This window comes from Chitinophaga sp., assembly GCF_035761305.1.
Classification (GTDB): Bacteria; Bacteroidota; Bacteroidia; order Chitinophagales; family Chitinophagaceae; genus Chitinophaga.
The window spans coordinates 36260-53894 of the sequence record NZ_DASTRI010000287.1 but is presented as its reverse complement, the minus strand read 5'-3'; the positions used below and the strand labels follow the sequence as shown (position 1 = coordinate 53894).

Here is a 17635-nt window from a genome sequence, read left to right as displayed (position 1 = left end):
GTTCCATGTTCACCAGTATTTGCCGTATGCGCTGCTGCAGCGGTACATTTAATGCGTTCAGCACCGGCTGCTGCAGCGTACCATTAATGGTTAGTCCCATACGGGCCTGAAATTTCCGTATAGCCGTGTCCAGCGCCGGGGTAAACAGCGCGCCGGTGTCCTGTACGGGCAGGTCGCCCCAGGCATACAGCCGGGCTTTAACAGCGCTGATGACAGCGGCGGAATCGCCTTTTTTATACAGTTTTTTATCAGCGCGGATGGAGTCCCAATGGTTATGCTCCTCCATAGCCACCAGCTTTTTCAGCGCGCTGCGCAGGGTAATGTAATAATGGTTCACCGGCTCTTCAAACGTGCTGGCAGGCCTTTGCACCAGCGAGTCCAGCAGGTTTTCAATATCCAGCTTTTTGCGGGGTATAAACCATTCCAGGTCTTTTGCACTATCGGCTGTCATACCGGCCCATTCTTTATTGCCATAGGCAAAGAACTGGCCGGTAAGCATCATTTCCAGGGTAGTAATATCACGGGCAGATGCATGGCTGGTATCTTGTGTTACCTTGTCATACAGCTGTTGTAACCGCGGATTTACCGCATTACTGTCGGCCGTAGCCAGGGCCTCATCATTCCGGATCATGTTCAGGAAGTTGCCTGCCTGCTCTGTAAGGCGGCCGTCATTGGATATCCAGGCATAGTGATAGCTGCGCTGCCGGTAAAAGTTCCGGATCTGCTCTCCATAGGAATGGTACGCGCTATCGGCCTGCAGAAAGCTTTGCAGGGTGTTGCTGTCCAGCATACGGTCAATATACTCCTGGCGGGTATAAAGGGTAGTATCGCGCTTCAGCGGGCCATGCCCGCCGGATTGTTGGCAGGCTGCTGCCCATAGGATCAGTAACGCGCCTGGCAAAAAGAGCAAATTTCGTAGCTGCATATACGTAAGAGGATTTTTAACACTATCTGTAACAAACTATACTAACGCAATGATACACAATATGCAAATATACGTACCTGCTTGGCCGCCGGTTTGGTAAAATGCCGGCATCCGCCTATTTTTAAAACAAATTTCACCTAAACAAGTTTGATCCATGTTACCTGCACCTAAATCTGTACAAGACATACCCGGCCGCCTTACGGTGCCCGGCCATACGGGCCGCTTTGTACACGGCGAAAAAAGCACACTGGCTTTCTGGGAAATTACAGAAGGTTCTGTATCGCCCCTGCACCAGCACCTGCATGAACAAATCACCTACATTGCAGCCGGCATCTTTGAAATGCAGCTGGGGGATAAGGTTTATACCCTTAACCAGGGCGATACGCTGCTGATCCCCTCCAACACGCTGCACGGGGGCAAAGCCATTACGCATTGCAGTATTATTGACACTTTTTGCCCGGTGCGGGAAGACTATAGATGATGTGCGGATGTGCAGATGATGGATGGAAGGAGATGATCTAATGTACAGGTATGCAGGTATGCGGATGACGAAAGATGTGGCTGCACATGATAGGATGGGAAGACGGAGAAACGGATAGCTAAAGGAATTGGTAAATATGCAGATGATGGAAAGTGCGGATGAAGGGATGCACGAATAAAGAGCCGGCGGATATGCAGATGTGCAGATGATGGAAGATGCTGCTGCATGTAAACAAGCAGCTGTACTGCCGGTGCTGATGGGCGCGATACATACATGTTATACGCTATAAAATACAGATGTGCAAACGAGTCATCCGTTTGCACATCTGCGCTTTTGCATATCTGCACATTATAACTTTATTTCTTCATCGCTGGCGTCGAAGAAACGATATTCGGTAAGATGGTAATTGCTGTCGGCCTTAATACGGATCCATTTTTTAAACTGAAAGTACCACTTCCACTGCCTGCTGGTAAGGAACCCTTTGGTAAGAAAAGCAAATAATATAGGATGCACCCGTATGGTTAACCCTTTATGCTGATGGTTGATCAGGTAATGCAGGTTCTTTTCAATATCATCTATAATGAGTACAGAAGCGCCTATTTTGCCGGTGCCTTTGCAGGCGGGGCAATCTTCCGCCACGGAAATGGTTACTTCCGGTTTTACACGCTGCCGCGTGATCTGCATCAGGCCAAACTTGGAGATGGGCAGTATGGTGTGCTTGGCACGGTCCTGGGCCATGAACTTTTCCATGGCTTCATACACCACCTTTTTGTTTTCCGGCAGCTTCATATCAATAAAGTCAATGATAATGATGCCACCTAAATCGCGCAGGCGCAGCTGGCGGGCTATTTCCGCCGCTGCCTCCAGGTTGCTGGCCAGGGCATTCTGCTCCTGGTTGTTGCTGGAGCTTTTGTAGCCGCTGTTCACGTCTATCACATGCAGGGCTTCCGTAGCCTCTATAATCAGGTATACGCCGCTGTCGAGATTTACGGTTTTACCAAAAGACGCCTTTACCTGGCGGGTAATGCCATAGTGATCAAATATGGGTGCGCCGTTATGGTAATAAGTAACAATATCCTGTTTTTCCGGCGCTATCTTTTGTATGTAGGCACGGGTATCGGTATATATGTTCTTATCGTTAATAACAATGCGGTTAAAGCTTTCGTTCAGCAGATCGCGCAGTATGCTGGTGGTTTTAGCCTGCTCGCTCAGTATTTTCTGCGGGGGCTGCGCACCGCGGAGGTTGGCCTGTATGTTCTTCCAGGTTTCTACCAGGGTGGTCAGGTCCTCATGCAGCTCGGCTGTTTTTTTCCCTTCTGCAGCGGTACGCACTATTACGCCAAAGTTGGGCGCCTTAATAGCTTCCACAATTTTCTGCAGGCGTTTTCTTTCTTCGGAAGAGTGTATTTTTTTAGATACAGCAACAATATCATTGAAGGGTGTTAACACTATAAATCTTCCGGGCAGCGAAATTTCACAGCTCAGGCGCGGGCCTTTTGAGGAGATGGGCTCTTTTAATATCTGTACCAGTATGTTGGGCTTGCCGCCTAACACATCAGTGATTTTACCGGTTTTTACAATTTCCGGTTCATTCTTAAACTTTGTAAAGTCAAATCCTTCAGGGGATTTATCGCTGATGGCCTGCTGGGTGAATTTAAGGATAGAACGTATATAGGGACTAAGATCTGTGTAATGTAAAAAGGCGTCTTTTTCAAAGCCTACATCTACAAAAGCTGCATTGAGGCCCGGGATCAGCTTCTTAACTTTTCCCAGGTACAAGTCCCCTACTGCAAAATTGGGATTGCCGCTTTCATGATGCAGCTCCACTAACTTCTTATCCTCCAGCAACGCTATTTCCACACCAGTGGGTGCCGCATTTATAATAAGTTCCTTATTCAAGCGTCCAAAATTTTTACCATTTTAACTTCACCTAAATTGGAAATGCTTCATTGTTAATGGTACAAATGATTGCATACCAAAAAATCGCCAACTGTATAATACAATCAGCATTTTCGTCACATACGTGATGATGGATTGCTTAAGGGTTTAGTGATCTGCAGGTGATATTCCGGGAAATTGCTGTTGCGGGATCTAAGGAAATTACCTGCATGACATCGGCAATTTAATAAATTGAGAGCAATTCACAATTAAATAATCATTGCCGGGGCCATGCAGGTTATATAAAAGAAAATATGCGATCACGCGTCAGCCATATACCTGATCAGATGTAAATGGCGGGAAACAGGAGAAATACTTATTTCTTATTTTTCTTATGCCGGTTCTTTCTCAACCTTTTCTTACGCTTATGAGTGGCTATTTTATGTCTTTTTCTTTTCTTACCGCAAGGCATACTTTAATAAGTTTTTAAATGTTTGAAAATAAAATATCATTGAATGCTTTTAATATAACCGTCTATTTCTGCCTTGAGTTCCGGATCTTTTAGTAATTCCCTGCATTTTTTAAACAAGGACACTGCTTTTTTCACATCTCCTTTGCTGCGGTAAGCCTCTGCCAGCACAAAATAGGCTTTGGCTTCCTCCGGATGTTGCTGGAGCAGCGTTTCCATTCGCTCAATTGCTTTATCATACTGTCCTGATGTAATAGCCAAATTAGCCAGGGTAACCTGGGCTTCTATATTATCAGGATTTTCTGCAACCAATGCCCGTAGCTTTTGCACGCCCACCATAGGTTCTCCGGTGTTCATATACACCAGGGCCTGTTGTATTTTCAGGGAGTCGTTACCGGGATTAAGGGCAATCGCCTGATCCAGTAACCCAATGGCCTCATTGGCCTCCCATTTCATAACACCGGGCTCTTGGGCATGCTGCAGGTGCTCCAAAAATAAATTGGCTGCAAAGGTGAGGCTTTTTTCGGAATTTTCCAACTTGGCGGCCTGGCCCAGGTAGTATGCGGCTACAGGCAATTGGTTTAGACTATCCCAAGCGGAATACAGTTGTTTGTAAGCGGCTATTTGTTGGTTCTTAACATCGCCCCTGACCACCTTATTCTCCCATGCATTAATCTGCAACAATTTTTCAGCAGGGATGTTCAGCTTGGCCGATGCGAGCAGTTCACTGAATGAGATAGGTTTTATGTCCTGGCCGCCACCCATAGGACGGGCGGCAGCTGGCATAGCTTTCTTATCAGGCCGGGGTACTGTACGGCCAAAAGCCAGCAATACAACGAGTAATGCTACAGCAGTACCAACCAGGAGAACTTGTGATTTTCGCATGCCTAAAAATATTAGGCTGCAAAATTAAGAACTTTTAAGCTTCTTTACTTCAGCAACAAATTCTTTAGACGGTTTAAAGGCCGGAATGTAGTGCTCCGGAATTTCCACAGCCACATTCTTTTTAATGTTCCGGCCAATTTTTGCGGCTCTCTTTTTTGTAATGAAACTACCAAAACCCCGGATGTAAATGTGCTCGCCATTTGCCAGCGCTTCTTTGACCTCCTTAAACATAGCCTCGAGTGTCACTAACACATCTACTTTGGGGATGCCGGTTTTTTCAGCAATGTTGTTTATCAAGTCAGCTTTTCTCATAATTGAAGCGGAGGATTACTTAATTTCTCAAAAATATTTAAAAAAATTATAATTACTGAGTTTAAGCAAGATAAATTTTAATTTTTTTCTTCATACTAACGATGTCCACCCATATAACCTGCTTATTCTGAATGTGTTTTGACAGCTCAAATATCATGCAAAAGAACCGGCCAGGAAGCGTCCAATGCTCAAGCTTAATACATTTACAACGGCCTGTCACTGGTGTGACAAAATTTCACAAAACCATTGAGTAACGAATATACAAAAAATAATATTCATATCAGATTATTTTTTTTATGCTATTTAGCTAAAATCCGGGCCCTGCAGTTTGTGCCAAAAGCCTTTATCACTGCCTGTTTAAGAAGGGCAACCGCTATATTTGCAAGGCATGAAAAAGTTTTTTACGGAGCAGCTGCTGGCCTGGAACCGGGAACAAAACACCCGCACCATGCCCTGGAAAGGTATCAAAGACCCCTACAAGATATGGTTGTCGGAAATTATTTTACAACAAACACGGGTAGAGCAGGGCCTTCCCTACTATGAGCAATTTATTACCGCCTACCCCACGGTGCAGCACCTGGCCGCTGCCCCGGAGGAAGAAGTTTTCCGCATGTGGCAGGGCCTGGGCTATTATGCCCGCTGTAAAAATATGCTGGCTGCTGCCCGGCAGATCGTAGCGGCGCATAACGGCGTGTATCCCAGCACTTATGAGCAGATACAGGAGCTCAAAGGCATTGGCCCCTATACTGCTGCGGCCATTGCCTCCTTTGCTTTTAACAGCCCGCATGCTGTGCTGGATGGTAATGTTTTCCGTGTGCTGGCCCGTTATTTTGGCATTTTTACGCCGGCAGACAGTACCGCCGGTAAAAAAGAATTTGCCGCCCTGGCCCAGGAGCTGCTGCCGCCCGGCCAATCGGCTGTTTATAATCAAAGCATTATGGATTTTGGAGCGGTGGTATGCAAGCCCCAGCAGCCGGCCTGCAACCAATGTCCTTTGGCCGCCAGGTGCATTGCATTCAAACAGCAAACAATAGCGCAGCTGCCCGTTAAGTCTAAAAAGCTGGTTATTAAAAAACGGTATTTCTATTATATAGTGCTGTCATACAAAGACCAGGTGCTTATACGCAAACGCACCGGTAACGATATATGGCAAAACCTGCACGAGTTTATATTAATAGAAATGCCCGGGCCCGTAGATGCGGGGGAGCTGCAAGCCTTTACCGCTTTTAAAGAGCTGATACAGGATATACCCTGTACGCTGCAAGGCATATCGCCTGTGTTTAAGCAACAGCTTACGCACCAAACCATTTACAGCCAGTTTCTTTTATTAACCGCCGCCAAAGCGCCGGCGCTGGCCGGGTACACGGCTGTGCCCCGTACCCGCCTGAACAGCTACGCCTTCCCAAAAACCATTACTGATTTCCTGCAAAACCGGTCACTGGGTTTGTTTTAGCGCTTATAAAAATTTCTGTGTCGATTGGAAAAAAATATTAACTTTAAAGAGGTTGTTTATAGAAGAACTTTTATCAATAGATTAAATCCTACAACTATGAGAGGTGTTAATAAAGTAATCCTGATTGGCAACTTGGGTAGGGATCCGGATGTACAATTTTTGGAAGGCAATATTGCAGTAGCAAAGTTCTCTCTTGCTACCACAGAAACATTTAAAGACAGGGCCGGTAAGCTTATTTCGCAAACAGAATGGCATACGGTGGTTTTATGGCGTGGTTTGGCAGAATTAGCACAAAAGTACCTGCACAAAGGCAGCCTCGTGTATATCGAAGGGCGCCTGCGTACCCGTAGCTGGGAAGATAAAGAAGGCAATAAAAAATTTGCTACAGAAGTAGTGGGTGACAACCTTGTTATGCTGGATAAACGCATGGACCTGAACAATGCAGAGCATGCTATTCATCATAGCAATACAGGAAGTTCCACCGGCGAAAATTTCCCCAATATGGAAATACCTCCCTCCATGAGTGAACCGGCAGACGATCTGCCTTTCTGAGCTCGGATCTCACTCCATTATCCCATGAAAAATATTAAGTATTTTTACAATAGTCCTAATAAGGACATTACCTTATATTTGCATAAGGGAAAGCAATCCGCCTGTATGTATGCCGGATCTACTTTCCCCTTATTTTTGACCTAAAGTTGAACACTTTGCAGTTCTATCTGGCAAGCATTTTTTCCGGTACGCCATTGCTGCTACAGGCCAAGCCACCTGTTGCTACGCCCAATGCGGTTATATACCTGCTGGTAATATTTATATTATTATTGCTGGCATTTATTGTATCGGGCGCTGAAGTGGCCTTTTTTACACTCAACTATAAAGACCTGAACGTACTGAAAACCAGGCAAAACACCAGCGGCAAGCTCATTACCAAGCTGCTCGAAAAACCCAAATCATTACTGGCCTCCCTGCAAATAGCCGGCGTGCTGCTGGCCATTGCCTTTATAATGGTTACCAACTACCTCATTACCCAAATGGAAGACCTGCAAACCCTGCCGGTAATTTCCCTGGTAGTGCGCGTAGCGGTGATCTGCTTTATACTGCTGTTCTTCGGACAGGTGCTGCCCCGCGTATGGGCCGCGCAGAACAACATACGCTTTGCTACCTATTTTGCCTGGTTTGTAAGCATTATACACGCTACCCTGGAGCCGGTAAGCGACTTTTTTGTAGAGCTGAGCGCCAGCATAGAAGGCCGCTTTTTTCACCGCCTGAGCGGCGGGGCCGTAAACTACCAGGAAATAGACGAAGCTATTGAGCTGAGCGTAGACCCTACCACCTCCCAGGAAGAAAAAAATATCCTGAAAGGCATTCTTAAATTCGGCAACATTACCGTAAAGCAGATTATGCGCACCCGGCTGGATGTTTCCGGTATTGAATATGACAGCACCTATGAACAGGTAACCAAACAGGTGGCCGATTTGCACTACTCCCGCCTGCCCGTATATAAAGGTAACCTGGATAATATTGTAGGCGTTATTCACACCAAAGACCTGCTGCCTCACCTGGGCAAGAAAGGGTTTGACTGGCATGAGGTAATGCGCCAGCCCTTTTTTGTGCACGGCCACAAGCTGATCGAAGACCTGCTAACCGAATTTCAGACACGGCGTATGCACTTTGCCGTTGTAGTGGATGAATTTGGCGGCACCAGCGGTATTGTTACCCTGGAAGATATTATGGAAGAAGTAATTGGCGATATTAAGGATGAATTTGACGAAGAAGAGTTTAACTACAGCAAGGTCGATAACTTTACCTATGTGTTTGAAGGTAAAACCATGCTGAATGATGTTTGCCGCATTATGAACGTGCCGCCTGATACCTTTGAGCATGTAAAAGGCGAAAGCGACTCCATTGGCGGGCTTATTTTAGAGCTGGCCGGCAAATTCCCGGAGGAAAACAGCGTTATTAATTACGGCAATTTTGACTTTACTGTGCTGGAAGTAAGTAAAATGCGCATACAGAAAGTACAGGTCACCATTCGCCAGGATGAAGGCATAGCCGCCGGCTAAGCCCGCACCTTTCAACTATTTCAAACGCTGTAAACATGAGATTGAGGCACCTGCTTTTCCTTTGTATACTATGCTGCGCCGCCTGCGAGCAAAGCTATACACCCAAGCCAAGAGGCTATTTCAACATTCCCCTGCCGAAAAAGCAATACCAGGTATTTGACCAGCCCGGCTACCCTTATACTTTTGAGTACCCAACCTATGCGCAGGTGGTAAAGGACAGCTCTTTTTTTGGCGAGCACCCGGAAAACCCCTACTGGATCAACATCGACTTCCCTACGCTGAACGGCAAAATATACGTGAGCTATAAAGAGATAGGCGCCAGGAACAAGCTCGAAAACCTGGTGGCCGATGCTTTTAAAATGACGTATAAGCATACTTACAAGGCCGACTATATTGATGAAAAAGATATTAACAACGGGCATGGTGTAACCGGGCTGTTTTATGATGTGGGCGGGAATGCCGCCAGCGCCAAACAGTTCTTTGCCACCGACTCTACCCGCCATTTCCTGCGCGGCGCCCTTTACTTTAACGTATCGCCTAATGCCGACTCCCTTGCGCCCGTACACCGCTTTCTGCAGGAAGATATGTGGCACCTGGTAGAAACGCTGCGCTGGCGCTAACGCAGCCGCTCATCACAACACTATCTACGGATAACTATTTACTGTACCTTTGCTGTTAATGCAAGTGTGGACCGATCATGATTGTAATAGATGACAAATACATTAGTGACGAAGTAGTTGAAGAACAATTCGTTTGCAACCTGAGCGCCTGTAAAGGCGCCTGCTGCGTGGCCGGCGACTGCGGCGCGCCGCTGGATAAGCAGGAAGTAAAAACCCTGAAGAAGATTTTTCCGAAAATAAAATCTTACCTGCGTGCAGAAGGCATACAGGAAATAGCACAAACAGGCACCCATACTATTGACGATGAATACGGCTACGTAACCCCCATCGTGAATAAAGGGATTTGCGCTTATGCAGTTATTGATGAAAAAGGAGTGGTAGGCTGCGGTATTGAAAAGGCGTATAACGATGGTGTTGTGGATTTTAAAAAGCCCATCTCCTGCCACCTCTACCCCATCCGCATTAAAAAGTACGACAGCTATGAAGCTGTAAACTATGACCGGTGGGACATTTGCGCGCCCGCCTGCCGCAATGGTAAAAAGCTGCAGGTACCGGTATACCGGTTTCTAAAGGAAGCGCTTATACGTAAATACGGGGAAGAGTTTTACAGCGTATTGGATAAGATTGCAGGAAAAATGCACCCGTAAAAGCTGGCCGGATTTTTGACTTGCCAGGTTTTACTAACCTATCCCTTGAAGTTCCCTATCTTTATTTTGGATCTTGGAATTTTTATTTGCTTATGCAACAAACCGCATCCACATTCCTGGAAGAGAGCGAAAAGAAAGCCGCCGATCTGGGACATCGCCGTACTATCAATTACAACATTGGTAAATATAACAATGCCGTAAAAACGGGCAAGCTGCAGTTTACCGAGCTGACAACTGCCCGCGAGCGTGCCAAGAACATTAAGTGGCGGGCCATTGAGCACCTGGATAAGTACCTGGAAGAGTTTGAAATGCAGTTTACCAAACGGGGTGGTAAGGTAATATGGGCAGAAAATGTGGAGCAGGTGCAGGAAGAAATACTGGCCATTTGCCAGGCCAAACAATGCAAAAGCATTGTAAAAAGCAAGTCCATGGCCACCGAAGAAGTGCACCTGAACGACTTCCTGGCCAAACAGGGCATTGAATGTGTAGAAACCGACCTGGGTGAATACATACAACAGCTGGATGGAGAGCCGCCCTATCACATTGTTACCCCTGCCATGCACAAAAGCAAGGAAGACGTAGCGCAGCTGTTTGCCGAAAAGCTGGGCACCGCCCCCGACCTTACCCCTGAGCAGCTTACGCTGGTAGCCCGCGAAAACCTGCGGCAAAAATACCTGCAGGCGGAAATAGGCATTACCGGCGCCAACTTTATTATAGCCGACACCGGCTCTGTAGCTGTAAGTGAAAATGAAGGTAATGCCCGCCTGAGCACCGCCTTTCCCAAAACACATATAGTGCTGGTAGGCATTGAAAAAGTGCTGCCGTCTGTAAACGACCTGGCGCTGTTTTGGCCCCTGCTGGCCACTTACGGCACCGGCCAGCAGGTAACGGTATACAACTCCGTTTTCAGCGGTCCCCGGCAGGAAGGGGAAACAGACGGGCCGGAGGAAATGTATGTAATACTCATGGACAACGGGCGCACCAACCTGCTGCAGGATACAGAAGCCCGGGAAGCGCTGTATTGCATACGCTGCGGCTCCTGCCTGAATGCCTGCCCTGTATATAAGAACATCGGCGGCCATGCCTATGGCACTACTTACAGCGGCCCTATAGGCGCGGTAATTACTCCCCACCTGAAAGGCATGAGCGAATACGCGCATTTAAGCTACGCCTCCTCCCTGTGCGGCAATTGCACGGAAGTGTGTCCTGTGCGCATTAACCTGCACGAGCTGCTATTGCACAACCGCCACAAGGCAGTAGAAGAAAACTATACATCCGGTAGTGAAAAAATGGCCTGGTACGGCTGGAAACAGGCATCCCTGAGCCGTAAAATGATGAACATGACGAGTGGTAAGATGAAGAACTTTTTTATGAAACGCTTCTTTGCCAAAGCCTGGGGGCCAGAGCGGGAACTGCCTGTATTTGCGCCCAAATCGTTCAACCAGCTGTGGAAAGAAAGAAAAAAGCACTAAACTTATACCATGACCCTCCTGGCAATTTTGTTACCCTGGCTTTCCTTTATATTAAGGGGCCGCATATTAAGAGGCATTCTTTGCCTGCTGTTACAGCTTACTATTATTGGCTGGCTGCCCGCTGCCTTATGGGCGCTGGCCAACCTGAATGAAAGCCGCGCCGAAAGAAGAAACCGGCGGCTGATAAGGGCGATGAAAGCGAGATAATGTGCGAATATGCAGATGTGCAGATGACGGGTTGTAGTTAATTAATCTTTGCTTTTATCCGCTCAAACATAAGCTGGTGCCCTAATCCATTGAGGTGCACCCCATCCCCGCTGTTATACTTTGGAATGATAGACCCATCCGGCGTGCTGAGGCCCTCCCAGCAATCAATATAGCTATTGGGATAACGCCTGATAATATAATCCCGCATCTGCAGCAGCTCTTTTCGTTTATCCGCATCCGTATTACGGGGCTGCGTAGTGGTTATGTAACAGGTAACATGCTGCCGGCGCGCTGCCTCCATAACCGCGTCCAGGTTACGCTGGTATTCTTTTAAGGAGTAGCCGGCCGTAATGTCGTTGGAGGGCATGTTGATAATAATCACATCCGGGTGCAGGGCCAGGGCTTTGGTGATATTATGCTCCCTGTCCGGATCGGGTTTCAGGAAAGGCGTATGTACATCATCGGGCAATATACGGTAAGAGGTAAAGCCGCCTTTTGCCAGGTTGGTAACCGTGGCCTGCGGATTTTTCTCCTGAAGGTATTTGCGCAGCAGGCTTACCCAGGTGCTGTCTTTGCTTTTGGGGCCTACCCCTTCTGCAGTGGAAGAGCCCAGCACCACCACATTCCGGGCGGCGGGCGCTAATAATGTAGTTGCCTTTAGCTTTTCTTCCGGTGTGCGTTCCTTAGCCACCATAACCCGCTTGCGAACATCATCTGCCCTGGCTGCTGCATTACTGTTGTTATAATAACCCTGGTATTGACCGGCGTTATCCTGCAAGGCAGCTACAGTATCAGTCCGCATAGTGCGGGCGGCCCGTGGCGCTGTAGTTGCCCGCAGCCCCGGGGTTGCCTGCACTATTGCCGCTGCTTCACCTGCTTCTTTTTCTGATTTTTCCGGTAAAAGTGCATTGGGTGGCTGCACCGCATCTTTTTTAGCCGGTGCGCCGGCCAATGCCGGTGGGGGGGTACCTGCAGCCGGTGCCGGCTTTTTGGCAACCGCCGTACTACCGGATGATGCGGCTGCCTGTTTACCGCTTGCCGGCTCCCCGGCAGCAGGCGGCAGCGCCGCAGTGCTGTCCTGTATATTGGGTGCAGTGCTTTCAGTAGTGGTTACTTTGGCAATATCTTTTTGGCGCGTAAGCTCCAGGTGATTGATCCATAAAAAGCTAAGGCCCAGCACCAGTAAAATAGCCGCTGCCGACGCCCAACGGTAGTACAGCAGCCGTACTTTTCCTTTTTCCCGGTTTACACGCTGCTCCAGCCGGTTTTGCAGATCGGCCAGGTGGGCGGATTGGTCCGGTTCATGGGCCGTATAGCCTTCCAGCGCAGCTGCCAGGAACGGATCGTCCAGGGCCTGCTTTTCCAGTGCGTGCATGGCCTTATCATCCAGCTCACCGGCCAGGTAGCGGCGTATCAGCTCGGGGCTGACGGGTTTATTATGTGCATGGTTATCAGGCATGTTGTTGTTGCTCCATACAAATTTTCAGGTTACGCTTCCCGTTCTGTATATAGCTTTTCACTTTATTCATTTCATACCCCGTTATGGCGGCTACCTCACGGTAGCTTTTCTCCTGCAGGTAAAACAGGCTTACGCTTTGCTGCTGCTCTGCCGGCAGGGTTTCCAGGCATTTTTCCATGGCCTGCAGGTTATCCTCCAGGCTAACTCCGTTGTCATGATGTATAATTTCCTCATTTTCCATAAGCGGCCTGTCTTCAATAGACACCTGCCGCCCTTCCCGCTGTTTCACGGAGCGCAGCTTCATCAGGCAGTGGTTACGCGCCACTACATGCAGCCAGCTTTTGAAGTTTTGCACCTCATGCTGTTTCAGCTTTGGGATCAGCTCTTCAAAGATCTGCATCACCGCATCCTTACCGGCGGCTTCATCAAAATACCGCAGGCACACGCCATATACCAGGTTCATATACCGCTGGTACAGGGCTGCCAGGTAGTCGAGCCTGCCGGAAGCCTTGTACTCCCGGATCAGGTCTGCATCCGTAGCATGTTGCATGGTATTATGGTGTAGGAACGCCATGGGTTAAGCACAATAGTATAAAAAAATTCTGTAACCGGCGGAAGGGAGGAAGGAGGAAGAATATAAAATGTAAAATTTTAAATGCAAAATGTAAAAGTGGAATGCGGCGAGTATACATTGCCGCATTCCACTTTTACATTTTAGATTTTACATTCCCTTAGTGCTTAAAGTGCCGGATGCCGGTCATAACCATCACCATGCCTTGCTGCTTGCAGTACTCAACGGAGTCGTTGTCGCGTACGGAGCCGCCGGGCTGTATTACGGAGGTAATGCCTGCTTCATGCGCTATCTGCACACAGTCGTTGAACGGGAAAAAGGCGTCGGAAGCCATGGCAGCGCCCTTCAGGTCAAAGCTGAACTGCCTGGCCTTTTCAATGGCGTGGCGCAGCGCATCAACCCGGGAGGTTTGGCCGCAGCCTTTGCCTATCAGCTGTTTGTTCTTTACCAGGGCAATGGCATTTGATTTCAGGTGCTTGCACACCAGGTTGGCAAATTCCAGGTCGGCCCTTTCTGCGGCATCAGCGGCGCGGGCGCCCACATCGGTCCAGTCTTTATAGTTAACCGTATCACTGTCCTGCAGCAGCACGCCGTTCAGCACATTTTTATACACGTAAGGCTGCTGTACCGGCTGCTTTTGCTGCAGCAGAATACGGTTCTTTTTGGTGGTAAGCACTGCCAGCGCATCTTCATCAAAGCCGGGCGCTATCAGTATTTCAAAGAAAATTTCGCTTATAGCTGCTGCGGTATCTTTATCTATTACCTTGTTGGTAGCCAGCACGCCGCCAAAAGCGCTTTCCTTATCGCCGGCCAGGGCTGCTTCCCAGGCTTCTTTGAGGGTGGCGCGGCTGGCAATGCCGCATACATTGGTATGCTTTATCACTGCAAAAGTGGTTTCCTTAAACTCCTGCACCAGCTGGCAGGCGGCATCCACATCAACCAGGTTGTTATAGGAAAGCTCCTTGCCATGCAGCTTGTTAAACAATTCCTGCAGGTTGCCAAAGAAAACGCCGCGCTGGTGGGGGTTTTCTCCGTAACGCATTACCTGGCCCTGCGGGGCAGATACCTGGAAGTACTGCTGCGGCTCATTGTTCAGGAAATAACCGGCAATGGCAACGTCGTAGTGGGCGCATACTTCAAATGCCCTGGCGGCAAAACGGCGGCGCTCCTCCAGGCTGGTAGCGCCCTTTTGCTCCACCAGCACCTTTTCAAGATCGGCATACTGGTCTTTTGAGGCCACGATCAATACATCCTTATAGTTTTTGCCGGCAGCGCGTATCAGCGATACACCGCCAATATCTATCTTCTCAATAATAGCCTGTTCTTCGGTTGTGCTTTTAACGGTTTCCTCAAAGGGATAGAGGTCCACAATCACCAGGTCTATTTCCGGGATGCCATATTCTTGCAGCTGTTCCAGGTCCTGGTTGTTGCCGCGGCGGGCCAGTATACCGCCAAATACTTTAGGGTGCAGGGTTTTTACCCGGCCGCCCAGTATAGAAGGGTATGCAGTTAAATCCTCTACCGCCACACATTTCACGCCCTGCTCCTCAATAAATTTCTGGGTACCGCCGGTGGAGTAAATAGTTACACCCTGCTCACCCAACTGCTTTACAATGCTCTCCAGGTTATCTTTATAGAAAACGGAGATCAGTGCTGATTTAATTTGCTTTTGCATGAATGGAAAACATTAGAAATTAATAAGATAGGCTCCCTGTTCAGGGACCGAAAAGCAGCGCAAAGTTAGGGCGCTGCAATCACTTTTCCACCGTTGTATCTGCCATAATGGGTTGGAAGCATCGAAAATAATCATCTTACAGGTAAACATGTTTTTTAATTGGCTGATACTCAGCCGGGGATGGTGAGAGAGCAAAATATAATCCACCCTTAATTTTTTTGCCGGCACAAAAGGGCGCCAGCTGCTGTCTACTATCATCATTCCTGTGCGGCCCAGGCTTATAAAAGCGCCCCGGCAGGCAAGGCTGCGCGGCGCTTGTTCAGCCACACCATATACCAGGCGGGTGGGTTGTATATAACGGTTCCGCAGGCTGTCATTTTGCAGCAGGGCTGTATCGCCGGCAAATTGCAGCTTACCGCCAACGATCACGTCTATTCCCGTATAGGCAGGCACGTTATAAATGACAAGGGTGCGGCGGTTAGCAGCCTGTATGGCATTTGCAGCATCCATAGCGGCCCATCCAAGCCCCGCGTACAGCGCCAGCAACCAGCCTTTGGGCCATTTGCGCAGCCACACGGCCACCAGCCCCGCTATGATCACATATGCACATATTGCGGCGTACAGCGGCATGTAAATATTGCCGGTAACAGCATACGGCAGGTGCTCTATGAACACCACCAGGCGGTTCATGGCTGCGGTAAGGTATTTTACGCCGGCGCCCACATAATGCGCCAAGGCGGGCCAGGGCGATACTGCCAGCAATGCAATCAGCCCATACAGGATAATGGTTGACAGGGTAACTATCAGCAGGTTGGCTGGCAGAAACCAGTTTGGGAACTGGTGAAAATAATACAGGCATACCGGTATGGTAAACAGCTGCGCGGCCAGTGTTAGCGCTACTGCTTCCCAAACTTTGTTCAGCCATTTGTGCTTAACCAGCCATATGCTGTACAGCGGCTTATAACAGATTACTATGCCCAGCACCGCCAGGTAAGAAAGCTGAAAGCCCGCATCCAGCAGCAGCCAGGGATCGTAGCATAACAGCAGGAAAGCGGATGCGGCCAGGGTGTTATAGATATTGGTATAACGGTTCAGCACAAACTGGCCAATGGCTATAGCTGTAAACATTACAGCAGCCCGCAGCACAGAGGGTGCTGCACCGGTAACAAGGGCAAAGCCCCATAACACACTTATTGCTATAAATGCTTTGGCAATATTGGACAGCCGGTGCGGCGGCCACCAACCCAGCAACCATAACAACGTTGCATAAATAAGCGCCAGGTGCATGCCTGAAATAGCAATAATGTGTACTACACCTGCATTGGTATATGCCTGCACCATATCCCGATCCAGGTTGTACCGGTAACCAATCAGCAGGGCGGCAGCCAATGCGCTTTCCGGCCCGTTGCCCATATATTGCTGCAGGGTGCGTACACACCAGTCCCTGGTTATTAAAAGGGCCCGCGACAGCAGGGTACCATTGTTATGGTTTGTTTGCCGCCAGCAGCCTGTTTTTATATAAGCCTGGTAAAAGAGCTGTTTTGCAGCGCAGTATTGCCGGTAATCAAACGCGCCGGGATTACCGCTGTTGCCAATGGGGCCGGGAGTGCCGCATATCCACACCACATCGCCACAGCGCAGGTTATTTACCTTGCTGCTTTTTTGAAAATACAGCAGCAGGCTGCCGTTTACAGGTATTACCTGCCGGTGGCGTACAACGGCGGTAACAGCGGCAATGGTTTTGCAGCTGCGGGCCCGCTCCTGCATTGGCTCCTGTATGCTTACCAGCAGGGTGTCCGGCACAGGCTTTTCATGCAGGTACTTTCCAAAGTACCGGGGCTGGCTGCGTACATCCTTCAGCGGCACCAGCAGGGCGCCTGCACCTGCCAGCAACATATATAAAAGCACGCCGCGGCCCCAGTTAAACGCATATTGCCTGCCCAGGGGCAGCCGGCCCCAGGCCGGCAGTGCAGCTACTACTAACAGCAATGCAGCCACGAGCCACCACCAGGGTATGGCCAGCCATATCTGCAAACAAATACCAATGGCTAACGGTATAAATAAACGAAGAAACGGCGTTGCTCTCAAAGCGGGTTTTCCGGGTTAAAATATTCACAGGAAAACGCGAATTTAGGGGTTGCTGTTTTAGCAAAAAGTTTATCATATGTTAATCCTAAAACAGGAAAAAAACCGCTGGTAAAAGCCCTCTTGAAAAGGGGCAAAATGGGCAAAAAGTTAAAGGGGTGTTAAACATATTAAATAAATAATAATTTAAATTCAACTGATAAGCAGTCGTTGCGGGATGACGCAATTTTAAATCTGTTATTGATTAGTTAACATCTTCTTAAATTATAATATTTATAGTAAAATGCATTACCGGTCACGCTATTTTATTGTAAATAGTCGTGTCTTTAATGGTTATTTTGAGGGAAAAGAAAGAGCCTGATTTTTATCAGGCTCTGATTTTTTTATAGCCGCTCCTATTTCTTCAATGCCCTGCCCATCCCTTATTCCACCG

General features: G+C 48.4%; 16 protein-coding genes. 8 read left to right on the top strand and 8 right to left on the bottom strand.

Translation table 11 applies throughout. The features are described 5' to 3' along the window. Positions 1–925, bottom strand: a 925-nt coding sequence (locus tag VFS25_RS24930) for a hypothetical protein (RefSeq protein ID WP_326464907.1), incomplete at its 3' end; no start/stop codon positions are given. Positions 926–1079: 154 nt separating this feature from the next. Here VFS25_RS24930 and VFS25_RS24925 point away from each other — a divergent pair. Further along, complete coding sequence (locus VFS25_RS24925) at positions 1080–1406, top strand: cupin domain-containing protein (RefSeq protein WP_326464906.1); 327 nt, start codon at positions 1080–1082, stop codon at positions 1404–1406. Positions 1407–1754: 348 nt separating this feature from the next. Here the strand turns inward: VFS25_RS24925 and VFS25_RS24920 are convergent, their stop codons facing one another. The 3 genes from VFS25_RS24920 to VFS25_RS24910 all read right to left on the bottom strand — a co-directional run bounded on the left by VFS25_RS24920 (position 1755) and on the right by VFS25_RS24910 (position 4950). Further along, entirely contained in the window at positions 1755–3305 is a 1551-nt protein-coding gene (locus tag VFS25_RS24920) for an Rne/Rng family ribonuclease (RefSeq protein WP_326464905.1), read from the bottom strand. Positions 3306–3792: 487 nt separating this feature from the next. Beyond that, a complete protein-coding gene (locus VFS25_RS24915; protein WP_326464904.1) occupies positions 3793–4518 on the bottom strand; it encodes a tetratricopeptide repeat protein in 726 nt (241 codons plus the stop codon). Between the two features lie 144 nt (positions 4519–4662). Next, positions 4663–4950: an HU family DNA-binding protein gene (locus tag VFS25_RS24910; protein WP_029464490.1), complete on the bottom strand. Its 288-nt coding sequence runs from the start codon at positions 4948–4950 to the stop codon at positions 4663–4665. A 388-nt stretch (positions 4951–5338) separates the two neighbouring features. Here VFS25_RS24910 and mutY point away from each other — a divergent pair, with 388 nt between their 5' ends. From mutY to VFS25_RS24875, 7 genes are all read left to right on the top strand, one after another. Then, positions 5339–6403 (top strand): A/G-specific adenine glycosylase, encoded by a 1065-nt coding sequence (mutY, locus tag VFS25_RS24905; RefSeq protein WP_326464903.1) that lies wholly within the window; start codon positions 5339–5341, stop codon positions 6401–6403. A 24-nt stretch (positions 6404–6427) separates the two neighbouring features. Then, positions 6428–6955, top strand: a complete 528-nt coding sequence (locus tag VFS25_RS24900; RefSeq protein WP_326464902.1) for a single-stranded DNA-binding protein — start codon at positions 6428–6430, stop codon at positions 6953–6955. 155 nt (positions 6956–7110) lie between these two features. Beyond that, the gene (gldE, locus tag VFS25_RS24895; protein ID WP_326464901.1) at positions 7111–8466 is read left to right on the top strand and encodes a gliding motility-associated protein GldE; all 1356 of its coding nucleotides are present in this window, start codon (positions 7111–7113) and stop codon (positions 8464–8466) included. A 35-nt stretch (positions 8467–8501) separates the two neighbouring features. Further along, positions 8502–9086: a gliding motility lipoprotein GldD gene (gene gldD / locus VFS25_RS24890; RefSeq protein ID WP_326464900.1), complete on the top strand. Its 585-nt coding sequence runs from the start codon at positions 8502–8504 to the stop codon at positions 9084–9086. Between the two features lie 77 nt (positions 9087–9163). Further along, entirely contained in the window at positions 9164–9733 is a 570-nt protein-coding gene (locus VFS25_RS24885) for a DUF3109 family protein (protein ID WP_326464899.1), read from the top strand. 92 nt (positions 9734–9825) lie between these two features. Then, complete coding sequence (locus VFS25_RS24880) at positions 9826–11205, top strand: LutB/LldF family L-lactate oxidation iron-sulfur protein (RefSeq protein ID WP_326464898.1); 1380 nt, start codon at positions 9826–9828, stop codon at positions 11203–11205. Positions 11206–11214: 9 nt separating this feature from the next. Next, on the top strand, positions 11215–11412 hold the full coding sequence (locus VFS25_RS24875) for a YqaE/Pmp3 family membrane protein (protein ID WP_326464897.1): 198 nt from the start codon (positions 11215–11217) through the stop codon (positions 11410–11412). Positions 11413–11449: 37 nt separating this feature from the next. Here VFS25_RS24875 and VFS25_RS24870 read toward each other — a convergent pair whose 3' ends face one another. The 4 genes from VFS25_RS24870 to VFS25_RS24855 all read right to left on the bottom strand — a co-directional run bounded on the left by VFS25_RS24870 (position 11450) and on the right by VFS25_RS24855 (position 17205). After that, a complete protein-coding gene (locus tag VFS25_RS24870) occupies positions 11450–12871 on the bottom strand; it encodes an SGNH/GDSL hydrolase family protein (protein ID WP_326464896.1) in 1422 nt (473 codons plus the stop codon). Then, entirely contained in the window at positions 12864–13421 is a 558-nt protein-coding gene (locus tag VFS25_RS24865) for a sigma-70 family RNA polymerase sigma factor (RefSeq protein ID WP_326464895.1), read from the bottom strand. Before VFS25_RS24865 ends, VFS25_RS24870 begins: the two co-directional genes overlap by 8 nt. 181 nt (positions 13422–13602) lie before the next feature. Then, positions 13603–15117 (bottom strand): bifunctional phosphoribosylaminoimidazolecarboxamide formyltransferase/IMP cyclohydrolase, encoded by a 1515-nt coding sequence (gene purH, locus VFS25_RS24860; RefSeq protein ID WP_326464894.1) that lies wholly within the window; start codon positions 15115–15117, stop codon positions 13603–13605. 12 nt (positions 15118–15129) lie between these two features. Next, positions 15130–17205: a ComEC/Rec2 family competence protein gene (locus VFS25_RS24855; RefSeq protein ID WP_326464893.1), complete on the bottom strand. Its 2076-nt coding sequence runs from the start codon at positions 17203–17205 to the stop codon at positions 15130–15132. Positions 17206–17635 lie beyond the last annotated feature (430 nt).

Coding starts and splice junctions, on each gene's coding strand:
- VFS25_RS24925 (WP_326464906.1), top strand. CDS start 1,080: ATGTTACCTGCACCTAAATCTGTACAAGACATACCCGGCCGCCTTACG.
- VFS25_RS24915 (WP_326464904.1), bottom strand. CDS start 4,518: ATGGGTGGCGGCCAGGACATAAAACCTATCTCATTCAGTGAACTGCTC.
- VFS25_RS24910 (WP_029464490.1), bottom strand. CDS start 4,950: ATGAGAAAAGCTGACTTGATAAACAACATTGCTGAAAAAACCGGCATC.
- mutY (WP_326464903.1), top strand. CDS start 5,339: ATGAAAAAGTTTTTTACGGAGCAGCTGCTGGCCTGGAACCGGGAACAA.
- gldD (WP_326464900.1), top strand. CDS start 8,502: ATGAGATTGAGGCACCTGCTTTTCCTTTGTATACTATGCTGCGCCGCC.
- VFS25_RS24885 (WP_326464899.1), top strand. CDS start 9,164: ATGATTGTAATAGATGACAAATACATTAGTGACGAAGTAGTTGAAGAA.
- VFS25_RS24880 (WP_326464898.1), top strand. CDS start 9,826: ATGCAACAAACCGCATCCACATTCCTGGAAGAGAGCGAAAAGAAAGCC.
- VFS25_RS24875 (WP_326464897.1), top strand. CDS start 11,215: ATGACCCTCCTGGCAATTTTGTTACCCTGGCTTTCCTTTATATTAAGG.
- VFS25_RS24870 (WP_326464896.1), bottom strand. CDS start 12,871: ATGCCTGATAACCATGCACATAATAAACCCGTCAGCCCCGAGCTGATA.
- VFS25_RS24865 (WP_326464895.1), bottom strand. CDS start 13,421: ATGCAACATGCTACGGATGCAGACCTGATCCGGGAGTACAAGGCTTCC.
- purH (WP_326464894.1), bottom strand. CDS start 15,117: ATGCAAAAGCAAATTAAATCAGCACTGATCTCCGTTTTCTATAAAGAT.